The sequence below is a fragment of the Spartobacteria bacterium UBA695 genome (assembly GCA_002298145.1).
GTDB lineage: Bacteria > Verrucomicrobiota > Verrucomicrobiia > Chthoniobacterales > Chthoniobacteraceae > UBA695.
Genome location: DBMP01000026.1, coordinates 17,654 through 33,750, shown reverse-complemented (window position 1 = coordinate 33,750; position 16,097 = coordinate 17,654). Strand labels below are relative to the sequence as shown.

The window sequence follows — 16,097 nt, the reverse complement described above, 5'->3', positions numbered from 1 at the left end:
CTTCACCTCAAATGACATTCACGGCAACTTTCCCGGAATGAAATTCGCGCGCGTGATCGTCGACCAGTCCGGGGGAGCCGCCCTCGACTACGCCATTCCGCCCGAATGGGAAAGCCGGGTGCAAACCGGCTCCCGCGTGACCGTCCCCGTGCGCCACCAGGAGCGCCAGGCGACGGTGGTGGAGCTGCTCGACGAATCGAACGTCCCGGGTATCCGCCCTATTTCCAAAGTCGTCGGCGACCGCCCGATCCTGAGCGCCAACCTCCTCCGGCTGGCCCGCTGGATGGCTGTCTACTACTGTTGCCCGGTGGAAACCGCCATGCGGGCGGTGCTGCCCCAGGTGATCCGCAAGGGGGCCGTCGGCTTCAAGCAGCGCCTCTCCGCGCAGCTGGCCCGCGAAATCGCTCCCGAGGTGCTCGCCGAGCTGGAACGCCGCGCGCCCAAGCAGGCCTCCATCGTCGAGACCCTCGCCGAGGCGGGCACGCCCCTGGCCGTTACAGCGCTCCTGAAAATGGCCGGAGCCGACCGCGCCGCGCTCACCGCCCTCCACCGCAAGGGCCTCGTGGCGGTGGAAAGCGAGCGAGTGGAGCGCGATCCCCACGAGGGAGAGACCTTCGTGGCCGCCGCGCCGCTGACCCTCAACGAAGAGCAGGCGGCGGTGTTCGAAAAAGTCTGCGCCTCCATCGAGAAACCGGAGAAGCCGCTCCTGCTCCACGGCGTCACCGGCAGCGGCAAGACGGAAATTTACCTCCAGGGCATCCAGCGCGTGCTCGACCGGGGCCAGAGCGCCATCATGCTCGTACCCGAAATCGCGCTTACCCCGCAGACCGTCGAGCGCTTTAAAAGCCGGTTCGCCGCGATGCAGCACGAGGTGGCGGTGCTCCACAGCCATCTTTCCGAAGGCGAACGCCACGACGAATGGCACAAGATCAACAACGGCCGGGCGCGAATCGTCATCGGGGCCCGCAGCGCCATCTTCGCCCCGCTGGAGAAGCTCGGCCTCATCGTCGTGGACGAGGAGCACGAGAACTCCTACAAACAAGAGGACCCGCCGCGCTACCATGCGCGCGACCTCGCCGTGCTGCGCGGGTCCTTCGAGCATTGCGCCGTGCTGCTCGGCAGCGCCACGCCGTCGCTGGAGAGCTTCCACAATTCCGTGATCGGCAAGTACCAGCTCCTGCGCATGGCCCAGCGCGTGGACGACCGCAAGATGCCACTCATCCGGATCATCGACCTGCGCCTCGACTCCAACGGCGGCGAGGCCCCGTCGATCATTTCCGAGAAGCTGCGCCAGTCCATCGACGAGCGCCTCGCGCGCAAAGAGCAGTCGATCCTGTTCCTCAACCGGCGCGGCTTTTCCACCTCCCTCTCCTGTCCTGCGTGCGGGTACGTGGCCGAGTGCCCAAACTGCTCCGTGGCCCTCACCTTTCACCGCTCCGAAAGCCGCCTCATCTGCCACATCTGCGGCCACACCGCCGTCGCCCCGAACCGCTGCCCGGAGTGCAAGGAGGCGGGGATCAAGTTCGCCGGGTTCGGCACCGAGCGCGTGGAAGAAATCGTCGCGAAGCTTTTCCCCAAGGCCGTGGTGCGCCGGATGGACGCCGACACGATGACCCGCAAAGAGGCCTACCGCGAAGTGCTCACGGCCTTCCGCACGGGCAAGATCGACATCCTGCTCGGCACGCAGATGATCGCCAAGGGGCTTCATTTCCCGAACGTCACGCTGGTCGGCATCGTCAACGCCGACACCGGCCTGCACATGCCCGATTTCCGCGCGGGCGAACGGACCTTCCAGCTCCTGACCCAGGTGGCCGGGCGCGCGGGCCGCGGCGACGTGGAGGGGGAGGTCTTTGTGCAAAGCTACACGCCGCACCACCCGGCCATCCAGTTCGCCCGGCATCACGATTACGACGGTTTCGCCGAGCAGGAGACCGAATGGCGCAAACAGTGGGACTACCCGCCGTTTAGCAAAATGGTGCTCATCACCTCGCGCTCGACGCACCAGGAGCGGGCCGCCTTTTCGCTCGAAACCCTCCACCGACGGCTCAAAGAAGCGCTGCCGCCCGACACCGTTCTGGGCGACCCGGCCCCCGCCCCGCTGGAGAAAAGCCACGGCACCTACCGCTTTCACCTGATCCTGCGCACCCAGACCATCCAGCGCCTGACGCGCTACCTCTCCGAAGTGCTCGCGAAGCTCCCCTTCCCCGACGACGTGACCGTCACGGTGGATGTGGACCCCTACCAGCTTTTGTAGGCGCGCCTCCCGGCTTTTCGCCCCCGGCGTTAGATAAAATACTTTTCACGCGAATAGATCACCTGTTATCTATTCACCGATGAACGAAAAGAACCGCAACCGGGCCCACTTTGGGCGCGTCGTGATCAGCATTTCCCGCCTCTGGCGGCGGCTGGCCGACCAGGCGCTGGCGGATTGCGGCATGTCTCAGGCGATGGCGCTGCCGCTGCTGGTCCTTACGCGCAACGACCATGTGCGCCAGGGAGCCATCGCCGACGAACTGGGGCTCGAAGGGCCCTCGCTCGTGCGGATCATTGATTTGCTGGTGGCCGAAAAGCTCATCACGCGCAAGGAGGACGCCAGCGACCGCCGCGCGAAGATCCTTTCGCTCACGGAAAAAGGCCGCGAACGCGGGCTGGAAATCGAGCGCGTGGTCGACGGCCTGCGCAAACAGTTCATGGCAAAGGTCCCCAAGGAGGACCTGGCTCTCACGGTCAAAACACTGGAAACGGTGGAGCAAACGTTACTGGATATTGTGTCGGAGAAGGGCCGCGCCGATGATTAAGGTGGCGGGTGCGCCGATCGGGCGCGATGAGCTGATTTTTTCGCTCAAGACGTTTTTCGCCTCGATGCTGGCGCTTTGGATCGCGTTCCGGTTTAATTTTTCGAAGCCAAGCTGGGCCATGGCGACGGTCTACATCGTTTCGCAGCCGCTCTCGGGCGCAATGACCTCCAAGGCCTTCTACCGCGTGGGCGGCACGTTCATCGGCGCGGCGGTGACGGTGCTGCTGGTGCCCAACCTCGTCAACGCGCCGGTGCTGCTCTGCCTGGCGCTAGCGGGCTGGCTGGGGCTCTGCTTTTTCGTAAGCCAGCTCGACCGCACACCGCGCTCTTATTTCTTTCTGCTGGCGGGCTATACGGCGGCCATTATCGGCTTCGTGAGCGTTGGCAACCCGGGCTCCACTTTCGATACGGCGGTATTGCGCGTGCAGGAAATCATCCTGGGTATTGTCTGCGCCGCCGTGGTCAACCGCGTGGTATTTCCCCGCCACGTGGGACCGGAGCTGACGGCGCGCATCGACGGCTGGCTGGCCGATGCGGAACGCTGGACGCTCGACGTCCTCTCCGGCCACTCGGCGGACACGGCCAGCCAGGCCGATGCGCAAAAGATGGCCGCCGATACGGTGGGCCTCGTGGCGCTGATCTCGTATTTGCCCTACGACACTTCCGTCCCGCCGCACGCCCGGGAGCAGCTCACGGTGCTGGAGCAGCACATGACGGCGCTTGTTCCGCTGCTCTCGGCGGTGGGCGACCGGATCGAGGCCTTGCAACAAAGCGCGGGCGGCATTCCGCTGCGGATGCGCTCGCTGCTGGACCGCGTTTCCGCCTGGATCGACGACGGGATGGAGGCCGAAGCCGAAACGGCGGAACGGCTGCGCTGGGAGATTTGCCGCATCGACCGGAGCGTGCGCGGAGAGGCGGACTGGCGCTCGCTTTTGGAGTTCAATCTCTGCCTGCGCCTCTGGGATCTGATGGACATGTGGGAGGATTGCCGCGTACTGCGGCGGGCCGTGGCCACGGGCAGCGACGGCATTCCCGGGCACCTCGAAACGGCGGCGCGCATCGCGGGCGAGCCGAAGCTGCACCGGGACTACGGCGCGGCGGCGGTCTCGACGTTTGCGGCGCTGGTGGGGATGCTGACGGCGTGCGCCTTCTGGATCGGGACGGGCTGGAACGACGGCTGGCTGGCCGCGCAGTTGACAGCGATTTTCTGCTGCATTTTCTCGGTAACGGATAACCCGGTGCCGATCCACAAGGCGCATGTCTGGACCATGCTCGCGACGTTTTCCGTGGGCGCGTTTTATACGTTCAGGATTCTCCCCCGGATCGACGGCTTCCCGATGCTGGTGATGGTCATGGCCCCGTATTTCCTGGTCTGCGGCGCGCTGCTGGCGACCAACAAATGGCGGCCCATTGCGCTCGACGGGATCATCAATAGCTGCATTTTTCTGAACCTGGAGGCGGCGCTCAACCCGGATGTCGATTACTACATCAACAACAACATCGGCGCGCTGGTCGCGGGCTTCATGGGAATGGCGGTCATCGCCGTGCTCCGCGTTTTCCCCGCCGAGAAGAGCGCGCGGCGCATTTTGAAGGCCGTCTGGGCCGACGTGGCGCGGCTTGCGGACCGGGGCGCGGAGAGTGGCGTCTTCGTGCGCCGGATGGTGGACCGCCTGGGGCTGCTGGTCCCGCGGCTCGCGGCGCTGCCGGAGGGCTCGGAGGCCCACGCCGCCGATCTGCTGGCTGATCTGCGCGCGGGCCTGAACATCGCCGACGCGCAACGCGAGCAGACAGGCCTCTCCGACAACGAAGCGGAAACCGCCGGGACGCTGATGGCGGCCTTGAAAGCGCACTTCCGCGCGAAGCTCTCCAATCCGCGATTGCAGCCCAGCCCGTCGCTGCTGGCGGAGATCGACGGGGCAATCGAGCGTCTCCTGGACCCCGCCCTGCGCAGCGGCGCGGGCACGACGCTGCTCCACGCAGGGATCGGCCTGCGGCGTTGCCTCTTCCCCGGTGAGGCCCCATTCCAAGCCACCGCGTGGCATAACCAGAATGATCCCGTATGATTAGCGAATTCGATTTTTTCGGCGTGCTCCTGCCCGCGCTGCTCGTCTACTCGGCCGTGGCGTTCGGGCTTAAGGAAGGCGTCTGCCGCCTGCTCGCCCGCTTCGGCGCGTACCGGTTCATCTGGCACCGGGCGCTGTTTGACTCGGCGCTCTTTCTCGTTCTCCTCGGGGCCATCGTTCTTTTCAGCCATTGCCTCTTTTCGTGAAACCTTTCCGCTATTTTATGCTCCGCATCGCTATCACACTCAGTATGGTCGTTCTTGCCACCCTCGCGGGCTGGTTCATGTGGGATTATTACATGGAGCGGCCTTGGACCCGCGACGGGCGCGTCTGCGCCGACGTGGTCCGGATCGCGCCGGATGTCTCCGGGCTCGTGAGCGAGGTGCTGGTGCGGGATAACCAAGCCGTGCACAAGGGCGACGTGCTCTTTCGCGTGGACCGTGCGCGCTTCGAGCTGGCGCTCCAACAATGCGAGGCGAACGTGGCCAACGCCGACGCCGCGCTGCAACTGGCCCGCCGCAATGTGGAGCGGTACCGCAAGCTCCAGGGCGAGGGCGTCTCGGAGCTGAAGATCGACGAGGTGACGACGTCCGCCGCTCAGTGCGAGGCCGCCAGCCGACGCGCGCTGGCGGAGCGCGACCTGGCGAGGCTCAACCTGGAGCGCTCGGAGATCAAAGCGCCGGTGAACGGGACGCTGACGAATTTTTCGCTACGCGAGGGCAACTACGTGAGCGCGGGCCAGGCGGTGACGGCGCTGGTGGACGGCGATTCGTTTTATGTGGCGGGCTATTTCGAGGAGACCAAGCTGCGGCACGTTCGCGTGGGGGCGGCGGTGAGCGTGCGGCTGATGGGCGGCGCGGTGCCGCTCGCGGGTCGCGTGGCGAGCATCGCCTCGGGCATCGAGGACCGCGAGCGCTCGGATTCCTCGCGCCTCCTGGCTAACGTCAACCCGACGTTTAGCTGGGTGCGCCTGGCGCAGCGCGTGCCGGTGCGGGTGGCGCTCGACGGGGTGCCGCAGGCGGTCCACCTCGTCGCGGGGCAGACGGCCACGGTGATCGTGCGCTGACCGGGGGGAGCCCTATTCCGCGCCCGGTTTTTGCTTCGGCTCGTTCCCCTTTTCGCGGAGGAAGGCCTTCGGGTCGTAGTTCTTAAATGCGGTGAGGCCTTGTTTTACAATGCGCATCGTGTTGCGATCCACGATCTGGTAGAAACGACCGGGCTCTTCAAGAAGATTCGCAAGCGCTTCGTGGAGACTGGAAAAAGAGTCCAAAAAGTCGTTATAGCCGCCCAAGGGACGGCCCGCATAGAACGTGAAAACAAGATATCTTCGCATCGGTGAAACCCCTCGGTTGTCATAAGGGGTTATTACTGATACGCGGCCCCGGCGGCTTGTCAACGAACCGGGGCCGAAAAATAATTTTAGCGGCGGCGGCTGGGCGCGCGGCGGCGAACGGGGCGCGGAGCGGCGCCGGGAACTTCGTCGGCAAAGAGCGCGCAGTAGAGGTAGGGGAAGCCTTCCAGCTTCTTGCGCTCGATTTTCGCGCTGATGTAGTGCTCGATGCGGGTGACGTATTCGAGGTCCTCGCCGGTGAAGATCGTGAACGCTTCGCCGGTGGCTTCGGCGCGGCCCGTGCGGCCAATGCGGTGGACGTAGTCCTCGGGGTGCTGCGGCACGTCAAAGTTGATGACGTGCGAGACGCCCGCGATGTCGATGCCGCGCGCGGCGATGTCGGTGGCGACCATGATGTCGTACTTGTCCGACTTGAACCCGGCCAGGGCGTCCATGCGTTCGCTCTGGGTGCGGTTGGAGTGAAGGGCGACGACGGAGAGCTTGTTCGTCTTGAGCTTGGCGGCGACGGAATCCGCGCCGACCTTGGTGCGGCAGAAGACGAGCACGCTGGTGTAGTTGATCTTCGTCAGGAGCGCCAGGAGGAGGTCGAATTTCTGATCCCGCGAGACGGGGTAAAGGGCGTGGGTAATGGTGTCGGCGGGGCTCGTGCTATGGCCGATCTCGACGATCACCGGGTCGCGCACGACCCACTGGGTGAGGCTCTGGAGCTCCGGCGGGATGGTGGCGGAAAAGAAGAGCGTCTGGCGCTCTTTGTTGCACTGCTCGACGATCCGGCGCACCTGCGGCAGGAAGCCCATGTCGAGCATCCGGTCGACTTCGTCCAGGACGAGGATTTCGATTTGGGAAAGATCAATGTCGCCCTGTTCCAGGTGGTCGAGGAGACGGCCCGGGGTGGCGATCACGCTATCGACGCCCCTCTTGAGGTCGTCGCGCTGTTTGCCGTAGCCGACGCCGCCGTAGAGGACGGTGCAGGTGAGGTCGTTGAAGCGGCTGAAATCACGAAAAGCGGTCTCGACCTGGGCGGCCAGCTCGCGGGTCGGCTCCAGGACCAGGCAGCGCGGTTTGCCGCCGGGGCGGTGCGCTCCAAGCTTCGTCAGGATGGGTAAGCCAAACGCTGCGGTCTTGCCGGTGCCCGTCTGGGCAGAGGCAATCATATCGCGCCCGGAGAGAACCACCGGGAAAGCGCGAAGTTGAATCGGTGACGGATCGATGTACCCCATCGACTGCACCCCATGAATAACGGACTCAGAAAGTCCAAACTCCCAAAATGACATTCCAGACAGATTAAGCGAAGAGGGCCATCCCACAAGGGAAAACCGCTTGCAAGGTGACGGGAAGGGGGCATTCTTAAAGCGTTACTTATTCACTTATCAACAACTAATTCACATCGCTTATGATACGCTCGCTTTTTGGGCACGACGAGGGGCAGGGGCGGCAGGAAGTTCCCCGGCAACCGATTCCTAGGGAAATGGGTACGGAACTGGAGGCGGTGGAGCGGCGAATCGAGGCGGGCATCCGGCGGCAGGGGCGCTACTACGTGGCCACGCGCGCAGAGATGGCGCAGATCGGCGATCCGGTGCACGCGGAGGCCTTCGCTCTCTGGCACGGCTGGGCGTTCGTCAATCACCTGAACGGGGAGAACTACGAGTTCTTCGAGGCCCGCCCCGGGCAGGAGCTTTACTGAAACGGTTGACGCCCGCGTGAGCGGATGCAATATTACTTCCTGACATCTTAATTTTATCTGCGCAGGCAGAAGTTGGACGACCGAGAACGTAGGAAATTTTCGAAACCAACACGAGCCAGCCGCACCGACAATCGGCGCGGCTCGGTCGCGTTTGGTTTCAGGCTTCCTACGGCCTTCGGTCTCACGCGATTCGGGTCGCGCCCTTCTTTTTGCCTGGGCTCCCAGGTTTATGAAAAAAGAAGGACATCTGATACGCTTCCGCCCATTGACACCCCCCGCCGACTGCCCCCTGGCCGTCACAAGTTTCGATCACTGGATTGTCTCGTTGCTCGAAATCACCAACCTCGCCTCGCCGGATTTGGAAATCCACGCCGTGCATGTGGACGCGGAGTTTCCCCTGCTCGTGACGGTGAAGAACGGGACCGAGCTTTTTACTCCGGCGAAATTTCCCCTGCGGATCGCACAGGGAACGTCGGTTTCCTTTCTGCTGCGCGCGCCCGCGGCGTCCGAACGGGTGCAGCGGTTTTGCTATGGGCAGGACCCCACGAAAATCGTCGTGACCACGCCGGGCGGGTTGCTGGTCTTTGGGGCTGAGTGAGCTCGTTACAAAGCAGAGCTTTCCTCGTTACGAATCTCCAGATTCGTAATGCAAGCTGTCCGGGAATCTCCTGATTCCCCCTCCCCTGCGAAATAGAGTTTCGCCCCCAATGGCGTTCCCAATCTGGAGATTAGGAACGAGGAGCACGAGGCCGTTCCCCCTGGCAGGAGCTCTACTGAATGACGGGGGTGAGGCGCAGGTCCTTGCGCTCGGAGGCTTGCTGCTCGGCGTTGTTGCGGATCATGTCCATGATCTTCCAGGGGGACTCCACTTTGCAACTGGAGAGGTCGAGGTTGCCGTCGCGGCCGATGACGTTCAGGCTAAAGACGCGTGTTCCGTAACGGCACGCGATTTCCGCCCCGTTGGGCGCGATGACGAAGGGGACGTTCGTGCAAAGCGAGCCGTTCTCCGCTCCCGCCTGGGTGAAGGCGGCGACGAAGATGACTTTCCGCGCGGCGAACTGCTGGTAGCCGCGCTCGATTTTCTTCGACTGCGCCCGGAATTCTTTGGAAAGCGGCGACGGGGCGATGACCAGCACGACGGGCTGCCCTCTCCAGCTTCGCAGCGTTTGCCCGGGGGCCCAGGCAAAGTCCGGGGCGGGCCGGACGACTTGCGCCTGGGCGAGCCCGGCGGGAAGCACGGCGAGGGCCGCGGCCAGGAGGAGAAGGGCGGGCTTGTTCATACGAGTCACTCAGACTTTCAAGATTTCGGCCTCTTTGGCGGCGACTGCCGTGTCGATGGCTTTGACGGCTTTGTCGGTAAGGGTCTGGACTTCTTTTTCGTTGGTCCGGAGATCGTCCTCGGTGATGTCGCCCTCTTTTTCGAGCTTTTTAAGGCCTTCCATGCCGTCGCGGCGGATGGAGCGGATGCGCACGCGGGCTTCCTCGGCCATGGTGCGGACGGTTTTACACAGGTCGCGGCGGCGTTCCTCGCTCAGCTCGGGGATGCGCAGGCGGATCAACTTGCCGTCGATGGTGGGGTTGATGCCGAGCTTGGATTCGCGGATGCCTCGGTCGATGTCCTTCATGGTGCTCATGTCGAAGGGCTGGATGACCAGCAGGCGGGGCTCGGGCGTGGTGATCAAGGCGAGCTGCTTCATCCGCATGGGGGTGCCGTAGGCCTGCACCTCGATGTTTTCCACCAGCGCGGGAGAGGCTTTGCCGGTGCGGACGCTGGAAAATTCGTGGTTCATGTATTCCACGGCTTTGTCCATGGAGTCCTCGGTTTCCAGAAGAATGTCGTCAGAGTTCATAGAGGTGCGTTTGGTTTGTGGGAAAAAAAGAGGGGGCTTATTTTGCCGAGGTGACGAGTGTGCCGACTTTCTCGCCCAGGACGACGCGCTTGATGTTGTCGTCGGCCATCATGTCGAACACGATGATCGGGACCTTGTTATCCATACAAAGCGAGAAGGCGGTGGAGTCCATGACGGCGAGGCGCTGGGTGAGGGCCTCGGTGTAGGTCAGCTTGTCGTACTTCGTGGCGGTGGGGTCTTTGGCCGGGTCGGCGGTGTAGATGCCGTCGACTTTGGTGGCTTTGAGGATGACCTCGGCCCCGATTTCGCTGGCCCGCAAGGCGGCGGTCGTGTCGGTGGAGAAGAAGGGGTTGCCGGTTCCGGCGACGAAGATGACGACCCGGCCCAGCTCCATGTGGCGCATGGCGCGGCGGCGGATGAAGGGCTCGGCGACGTTCTTCATTTCGATGGCGGTCTGGACCCGCGTGGCGACGCCCTGAGCCTCGAGGGCGCTCTGGAGGGCCATGCCGTTGATGACGGTGGCGAGCATGCCCATGTAGTCGGCCACGGTGCGCTCCATGCCGCGATGGCTGGCGGCCAGGCCGCGCCAGATATTGCCGCCGCCCACGACGACGGCGACCTGCACACCGAGTTCGTGCACTTCGCGGATCTGGCGGGCGATGTTGCCGGCGATCTTCGGCGAGATGGTGTCCCGGCTGCCGGGTTCCCTCAATGCTTCGCCGCTAATTTTCAAAACAATGCGCTTAAACTTGGGGCTCGGGCTGTGGTTTGACATCAAAGGTTGATTGAACACGAATCCCGGTATGCGCGGAAAGGATTTTTCGCAAAAAGATGCGGGGACCCCGGGGGGAATCGACCACCCCGCCGCCGGGTTTTTGCCCCGGGTCGGCCGTCTAGTTGGGCTTGCCGCCGGGGAGGAACTCCGGCAAAGTGGGGCCTTTCTATGAGCATCAAACGGTCGGGTTGTCTTTGGGTGGCGCTGATCTTGGTTCTGGGCTTCAGCTTGCTGATGAACGTGGCGCTGGTGGCCGGGAAAGGCAAAAATGTGGCCAAGGGGCTGCAGGTGAAGTCCCACGAGCCGCAGCGGCTGGAGGAGCGCGTGCTGCGGGCGGGCGAGGGCAAGGACCGGATCGTGGTGATCCCCGTGCGCGGGTTGATCAGCTCGGGCGTGTCGGGCAAGATCGGGGCCTCCATGGTCGATGACATCCGCATTCAACTGCGCCAGGCGGAGCTGGATTCCCGGGTCAAGGCCGTGGTGCTGGCCGTCGATTCCCCCGGAGGTGAGGTGACGGCCTCGGATAATCTTTACAACGCGGTGCGCCGCGTGCGGGCGGTCAAGCCGGTGGTGGTTTCCATGGGGTCGATGGCGACCTCGGGCGGCTATTACACGGCCTGCGGCGGTTCCTTCCTGATGGCCAACCCGACGACGTTCACGGGCTCCATCGGCGTGATCATTCAGTCAATGCGCTATAACGATCTCCTCAACAAGATCGGCGTGGCTCCGGTGACGTTCAAGAGCGGGGCCTTCAAGGATATGCTCAGCGGCACACGCGAAATGTCCGAGGAGGAAAAGGCTTACGTGCAAAAGCTGGTGATGCAAACGTACGGGATTTTCGTCGGCGTGGTGGCCCGCGAACGGCACCTTAAGGAGGAGACGCTGCGCTCGGGCGTGGCCGACGGCCGGGTGGTCTCGGGAACGGACGCGCTGGAGGCCAAGCTGATCGACGGCCTGGGGGAGATCGAAGACGCCTACGAGAAGGCCAAAGAACTGGCGAAAACCCCCGACGCGACCATCGTCGCCTACGAGGCACAGTTCAGCCTGAGCAAGATTTTCCAGTACCTCGGCAGCGAGGGGGAGAGCAACGGGAAGGTGGAGGTCAACCTGACGCAGAAGCTCCTCCCTGTGCTCGAACCGGGCCGCGCCTACTGGCTGCCGGGCTTTTATGCAATGTAAGGGAAGGCCACGGATGGGCTCACACGAAGAGAACCTCATGATTTTGCCTTTCCTTCGCGCCGTCGAGACGAAAGGAGCCCGCGCGTAATGCCTCCCGGCTCGGAAATCGTGCTCTGGCTGGAGGCCTCGCTGATCATCGCGCTGACGATCCTGGCCGGGCGGGCCTACCTGCAGATCTGGCGGCAGGCGCGCTTGGAGGCTAAGCTCCAGCGCACGCTCGCCCCGTTCGGCTTTCCCGACGTGCTGGTCTGCCTGGTGCTTTTCACCTGGCTGGGCGATGCGGTAGTCCAGGGGTTCGCCGCGCCGCCCCGGCGGCTTAATGAATACGCCATTATCGAAGGCGGGCTGGTGTTCGCGGTGGTGGTGAGCGGGATCCTGCTGCTGCTCCATGCCCGGGGCGTGCCGATCGTGCGCCTCTTTGGGCTGAACCCGGAGGCCCCCAAGGCGCTCCTGCGGCGGGCAGCGGGGCTCTTCGCGGCGGCGCTGCCGCTGGTGTACGTCAGCTTCGTCATCGTCACCACGATCGCGGGCGGGGAGCCGCAGCCACAGGATGTGACCGCCTATTTTCAGGAAGCCGCCGCAGCGTCGGACTGGTACCGCATGGGGCTCGTACTGGGGTTCGCCGCGCTGGTGGCCCCGGTGACGGAGGAGTTCCTCTTCCGCGGCTATTTTTACGGCGTGATCCGGCGCTACCTCGGGGTGTCGCCCGCGCTGGTGCTAACGTCGGCGCTCTTCGCGGCCATCCACTTAAACGGCGGGGTGGTGCTGCCGCTCTTCGTGCTCGCCATATGCCTTTCGCTGGCTTACGAGGCCACGGGCTCGCTGCTGACCTGCATGGTGATGCACTCGCTTTTCAACACGACGATGCTGGCCCTGATGTTCTATAGTGTGCGGCATCCATGAAGCTTTCCCAACTCGGCGAAGAGGCGCTGGTGGCCCGCCTGACTCACGGCCTGCCCCGCAACGAGGGCCTGCTCGTCGGCCCCGGGGACGATTGCGCCGTGGCGGGCCGCCGCAACGCGCCGTTCTGGACGCTGCTCAAGACGGATTGCGTCATCGAGGGCATTCACTTCACGCCGGAGACCGGTTTCGCCCGCGTGGGCTGGAAGGCGCTCGCCCGCAACGTGAGCGACATCGCCGCGATGGGAGGGCTGCCGGAGCACGCGCTCGTCACCGTGGCCTTCCCGGGCGATCTCGCGGTGGCCAAGGCCGAGGCCCTTTACGCGGGGCTGGCCCGGTGCGCCGGGGAGTTTGGCATTTCCCTGGCGGGCGGTGAGACGGCCCGCAGCCCGGGGCCGGTCTTCGTCTCGGTGGCGCTGACGGGCCGGGTGGAACGCGGGCGCTGCGTGCTCCGCTCAGGCGGCAAGCCGGGCGACGTGCTTTTCGTCACGGGGACCCTCGGCGGCTCGATTGCGGGCAAGCACCTGGACTTCATGCCCCGGGTGCAGGAGGCCCGCTGGCTTACCGAGCATTTCCGGCTCCACGCGATGATGGACCTCTCCGACGGCCTGGGAGCGGATCTCCCCCGGCTGGCGCGGGCGAGCGGGTGCGGCTTCGAGCTGAACGGCGCGCTTCCCCTCACCCCGGGCTGCTCGCACGAGGCGGGCTTGAGCGACGGCGAGGACTTCGAGCTGCTCTTCGCGGCGAGCCCCCGGCAGGCAGCGCGGATCGAGCAATCATGGCCTTTCGCAACTTTGCCATTGACGCGCGTGGGCCTTTTGACGGCCAATACCCCCCCTTCCACCCTACATGGCTTCGATCATTTCGCATCACCCCCAAGAGACGCTTGAGCTAGGCCGCGCGCTCGCCGCCGAGCTGCGCCGTGGCGACGTCCTGGCGCTGGCGGGCGACCTCGGCGCGGGCAAAACGCACTTCACCAAAGGCCTCGCCGAAGGCCTGGGCGTGGAGGCCGACGTCACGAGCCCCACCTTTACGCTCGTCCACGAGTACCCCGGCGGGCGGCTGCCGCTGGTCCACATCGACCTCTACCGCCTGGAGGAACCGACCGAGGTGCTCGGCATCGGCCTGGACGACTACCTCGCGGGCGACGGCGTAACGGTCATCGAATGGGCCGACAAATTCGAAGCCCTGATGCCGCCCGACGTGCGCTGGGTCCGCTTCCAAGTGCTGGAAGGCGACGACCGGGAAATTTCATTATGATCCTCATCGCCATTGAAACCTCCACCCACCAAGGCAGCGTGGCCGTGCTGCGGGATGGGGAGCTGATTTTCAACGAATCGTGCGGCGCGGGGCGCAGCCACAGTTCGCTTCTCTTCTCAACGCTGGAGCGAGCGCTGGCCACCCTCCCCAGCGGAGCGCAGCCGGACCAGATCGCCGTGGGCCTCGGGCCCGGGTCCTACGCCGGGGTACGCATTGCCATTTCCGCCGCCTTCGGCCTCACGCTCGCCTCCGGAGCCGAGCTGCTGGGCCTGCCGTCCATCGCCGCCCTGGCCGAGGGGGACTTCGCCGCCATCGGTGACGCCCGCCGCCAGAGCTTTTCCTTCACCCGCGTCACCGGCGGGGAGTGCGTCGAGGGGCCGCTACTGCTTTCCGCCGACGAACTGGCCGCACGGCTCGCGGAATGCCGGGTGCCGGTCTACACCTCCGAGGAGATCGGCGCTCCGCTGCCCATCGCCCCCGAACTGCGCTACCCAACAGCCGAACGCCTGGCCCGGCTCGCCGCCAAGGGCCGCTCGATCACCGCCCGGGGCGACCTGGAGCCGATGTACCTGCGCGAACCGCACATCACGCTGCCCAAAGCGCCCAAGGCGTAGTCGCCTCCGGGTAGGGCCCTTGCAACCGTGGGGGCTTAAGCCGAGATTGGCCTTGTATGAGAAACAGACTCGTCACCACGGCCCTGGCAGCCGTCACGGCATTCACCCTGATCCCCACTTCGTCCGTTCAGGCAGACCCGCCTTCCTTCGAATTACGCATCGGGCCGCAGGGCCACCGGAGAGACCCGGGAAGCGATGAACTTTTCAAAGCCCTGGAGAACCTCGAAAAAGCCAAGCGGCACATCATGCAATCCGGCCCGCCCAGCCCGCACCGGGGCGACGCCTTACGGACAATCGACGCCGCCATGGACCAGGTGCGCAGAATTCTAGACCGGGGCAGGTAATCCCGGAAACCCTTAGCATTTTGCAGTTCACCAAAGTGGGAGAGGGCGCTATTCTCCCGCTCACATGAACGTGCCCAATCTCCGCAGCCCACGCGAGACCGTCGGCGGTCTCGTCCACTTCGGGCGGATGCTCGACAAGATCCGCCTCCACGCCGCCGGGAAGCTCCCCGCCGACTACCAACCCAACCTCGGAAGCGGCTTCGATGGCCGGTGCATTGCCTTCCTACACGTGGCCTACGCCGACGTGGTCGCCCAGGTGAAAGCCGGGGCCAGCGACGAAGCCGTGCTGGAGTGGTGCTACCAGCATGGCCGCAAACCGACCGAGGACGAAATCGAAATCTGGAACGGCTTTATGTCCAAGCGCGGCTGGCGCGACGACGGCGCGGCCCACCTGGCCCAACGCATCGCCGCCGAACCGGCGCTCGCCGGGCGCACCGATATCCTGACGTCCTTCGACTTCCTCGACGCCGACGAAGGCCGTCTTTAGGCGTTAGGTTTAGAGCCACAGCCCTCGTACGCACACGCGCGCCGGTGTCAACCAAACCACCAGCGCGCGCGGCAAAACGGGCTTCGCCTCCCCTACCCCCAAGCCGTTAGGGAATCCGGAAAACACGCCGCGTAAACGGGTCCTGCACCAGGCAGCCCGAACGCAGGCCTTTGATATTAAAGCAGCCGTAATTCGGCCCAAACGGGCAGAAGACATAGCCCGGCCGTCCAGGGATCTTCGCCGCCGTCGGGATCTCAGGCGGGCCCGCCACGATGGGTGGCGCTCCAGCAGGGCCCGGATAAGGAGGCGCTGGCGGCACCGCCATGCACGGCGAATTAGCCGCCCCAGCCCCCTCGGTGGACCCGGCAAGCGTCTGCCCCTGGGCCGCCGGATTGTTATTCCAAGCCGATGCCGCCCGGATCTCGCTTTCAAACGCCAGCATCTCCCGCTGGCGGTAAATCGCCCTGCGCCGCATCTCCAAGGCAATCTCCGTATTGCTCGGATACGTCTTATTGAAGTAGCACATGCGCGGGTAGGTAATCATGTAGGGCGCGCGGTACTGGTCAGTGCAGCCCTCGGTCTTGAGCTTTGGCAAGCACACCCCGGGGTCCGGCCAGTAATCATCGGAAACGCAAACCGCGGTTCCGCCCAACGCGGGAATGACCGCCAGCGCGAACGCGCATACCGAAAGGATAATTTGATTCATACACGTGGTCTTTACTCAGCGTTTCGCAGGAGCGGCATTTTTGGCCCGGTGGTAGGAATCTTTTTCTCATCCTCACGGGTAAAATTT

General features: G+C 64.5%; 20 protein-coding genes. 14 read left to right on the top strand and 6 right to left on the bottom strand.

Annotated elements, in window-relative coordinates; genetic code table 11:
- The first annotated feature begins 37 nt into the window (after positions 1 to 37).
- From priA to B2828_RS15395, 5 genes are all read left to right on the top strand, one after another.
- Positions 38 to 2,254 (top strand): replication restart helicase PriA, encoded by a 2,217-nt coding sequence (priA, locus tag B2828_RS15415; RefSeq protein WP_479634661.1) that lies wholly within the window; start codon positions 38 to 40, stop codon positions 2,252 to 2,254.
- A gap of 79 nt (positions 2,255 to 2,333) precedes the next feature.
- Complete coding sequence (locus B2828_RS15410; protein WP_479634660.1) at positions 2,334 to 2,798, top strand: MarR family winged helix-turn-helix transcriptional regulator; 465 nt, start codon at positions 2,334 to 2,336, stop codon at positions 2,796 to 2,798.
- Positions 2,791 to 4,860: an FUSC family protein gene (locus B2828_RS15405; RefSeq protein ID WP_479634659.1), complete on the top strand. Its 2,070-nt coding sequence runs from the start codon at positions 2,791 to 2,793 to the stop codon at positions 4,858 to 4,860. Before B2828_RS15410 ends, B2828_RS15405 begins: the two co-directional genes overlap by 8 nt.
- Positions 4,857 to 5,066 carry a DUF1656 domain-containing protein gene (locus B2828_RS15400; protein ID WP_479634658.1) on the top strand — a complete coding sequence of 70 codons (210 nt, stop codon included), beginning with the start codon at positions 4,857 to 4,859 and terminating at the stop codon, positions 5,064 to 5,066. The genes B2828_RS15405 and B2828_RS15400 overlap by 4 nt, the downstream gene beginning before the upstream one ends.
- 17 nt (positions 5,067 to 5,083) lie before the next feature.
- A complete protein-coding gene (locus tag B2828_RS15395) occupies positions 5,084 to 5,926 on the top strand; it encodes an efflux RND transporter periplasmic adaptor subunit (protein ID WP_479634657.1) in 843 nt (280 codons plus the stop codon).
- A 12-nt stretch (positions 5,927 to 5,938) separates the two neighbouring features.
- On the opposite strand, the gene B2828_RS15390 is transcribed toward B2828_RS15395, so the two are convergent.
- Together B2828_RS15390 and B2828_RS15385 are read right to left on the bottom strand one after the other, a co-directional pair.
- Positions 5,939 to 6,193, bottom strand: coding sequence for a hypothetical protein (locus tag B2828_RS15390; RefSeq protein ID WP_479634656.1), 255 nt, complete (start codon positions 6,191 to 6,193; stop codon positions 5,939 to 5,941).
- A gap of 86 nt (positions 6,194 to 6,279) precedes the next feature.
- A complete protein-coding gene (locus B2828_RS15385) occupies positions 6,280 to 7,431 on the bottom strand; it encodes a DEAD/DEAH box helicase (RefSeq protein ID WP_479634655.1) in 1,152 nt (383 codons plus the stop codon).
- Between the two features lie 173 nt (positions 7,432 to 7,604).
- On the opposite strand from B2828_RS15385, the gene B2828_RS15380 reads away from it, so the two are divergent.
- Both B2828_RS15380 and B2828_RS15375 read left to right on the top strand, forming a co-directional pair.
- The gene (locus B2828_RS15380) at positions 7,605 to 7,895 is read left to right on the top strand and encodes a hypothetical protein (RefSeq protein WP_479634654.1); all 291 of its coding nucleotides are present in this window, start codon (positions 7,605 to 7,607) and stop codon (positions 7,893 to 7,895) included.
- Between the two features lie 265 nt (positions 7,896 to 8,160).
- Positions 8,161 to 8,493, top strand: a complete 333-nt coding sequence (locus B2828_RS15375; RefSeq protein WP_479634653.1) for a hypothetical protein — start codon at positions 8,161 to 8,163, stop codon at positions 8,491 to 8,493.
- A 172-nt stretch (positions 8,494 to 8,665) separates the two neighbouring features.
- Here the strand turns inward: B2828_RS15375 and B2828_RS15370 are convergent, their stop codons facing one another.
- From B2828_RS15370 to pyrH, 3 genes are read right to left on the bottom strand one after another with little or no spacing between them, the layout of a single operon-like run.
- Positions 8,666 to 9,175 (bottom strand): hypothetical protein, encoded by a 510-nt coding sequence (locus B2828_RS15370; protein ID WP_479634652.1) that lies wholly within the window; start codon positions 9,173 to 9,175, stop codon positions 8,666 to 8,668.
- A 9-nt stretch (positions 9,176 to 9,184) separates the two neighbouring features.
- The gene (gene frr / locus B2828_RS15365) at positions 9,185 to 9,745 is read right to left on the bottom strand and encodes a ribosome recycling factor (RefSeq protein ID WP_479634651.1); all 561 of its coding nucleotides are present in this window, start codon (positions 9,743 to 9,745) and stop codon (positions 9,185 to 9,187) included.
- A 37-nt stretch (positions 9,746 to 9,782) separates the two neighbouring features.
- A complete protein-coding gene (gene pyrH, locus B2828_RS15360; protein ID WP_479634650.1) occupies positions 9,783 to 10,520 on the bottom strand; it encodes a UMP kinase in 738 nt (245 codons plus the stop codon).
- A 168-nt stretch (positions 10,521 to 10,688) separates the two neighbouring features.
- Here pyrH and sppA point away from each other — a divergent pair, with 168 nt between their 5' ends.
- The 7 genes from sppA (at position 10,689) to B2828_RS15325 (ending at position 15,304) form a co-directional block, all read left to right on the top strand.
- Positions 10,689 to 11,699, top strand: a complete 1,011-nt coding sequence (gene sppA / locus B2828_RS15355) for a signal peptide peptidase SppA (protein ID WP_479634649.1) — start codon at positions 10,689 to 10,691, stop codon at positions 11,697 to 11,699.
- Between the two features lie 87 nt (positions 11,700 to 11,786).
- Positions 11,787 to 12,602 (top strand): lysostaphin resistance A-like protein, encoded by an 816-nt coding sequence (locus tag B2828_RS15350; protein WP_479634648.1) that lies wholly within the window; start codon positions 11,787 to 11,789, stop codon positions 12,600 to 12,602.
- Positions 12,599 to 13,489, top strand: coding sequence for a thiamine-phosphate kinase (locus tag B2828_RS15345; protein ID WP_479634647.1), 891 nt, complete (start codon positions 12,599 to 12,601; stop codon positions 13,487 to 13,489). The genes B2828_RS15350 and B2828_RS15345 overlap by 4 nt, the downstream gene beginning before the upstream one ends.
- Entirely contained in the window at positions 13,449 to 13,859 is a 411-nt protein-coding gene (gene tsaE, locus B2828_RS15340) for a tRNA (adenosine(37)-N6)-threonylcarbamoyltransferase complex ATPase subunit type 1 TsaE (protein ID WP_479634646.1), read from the top strand. The genes B2828_RS15345 and tsaE overlap by 41 nt, the downstream gene beginning before the upstream one ends.
- A complete protein-coding gene (gene tsaB, locus B2828_RS15335; RefSeq protein ID WP_479634645.1) occupies positions 13,856 to 14,473 on the top strand; it encodes a tRNA (adenosine(37)-N6)-threonylcarbamoyltransferase complex dimerization subunit type 1 TsaB in 618 nt (205 codons plus the stop codon). The genes tsaE and tsaB overlap by 4 nt, the downstream gene beginning before the upstream one ends.
- Positions 14,474 to 14,529: 56 nt before the next feature.
- On the top strand, positions 14,530 to 14,817 hold the full coding sequence (locus B2828_RS15330) for a hypothetical protein (RefSeq protein WP_479634644.1): 288 nt from the start codon (positions 14,530 to 14,532) through the stop codon (positions 14,815 to 14,817).
- A 64-nt stretch (positions 14,818 to 14,881) separates the two neighbouring features.
- A complete protein-coding gene (locus B2828_RS15325; RefSeq protein WP_479634643.1) occupies positions 14,882 to 15,304 on the top strand; it encodes a DUF5069 domain-containing protein in 423 nt (140 codons plus the stop codon).
- A 106-nt stretch (positions 15,305 to 15,410) separates the two neighbouring features.
- On the opposite strand, the gene B2828_RS15320 is transcribed toward B2828_RS15325, so the two are convergent.
- A complete protein-coding gene (locus B2828_RS15320) occupies positions 15,411 to 16,010 on the bottom strand; it encodes a hypothetical protein (protein WP_479634642.1) in 600 nt (199 codons plus the stop codon).
- Positions 16,011 to 16,097: the final 87 nt, after the last annotated feature.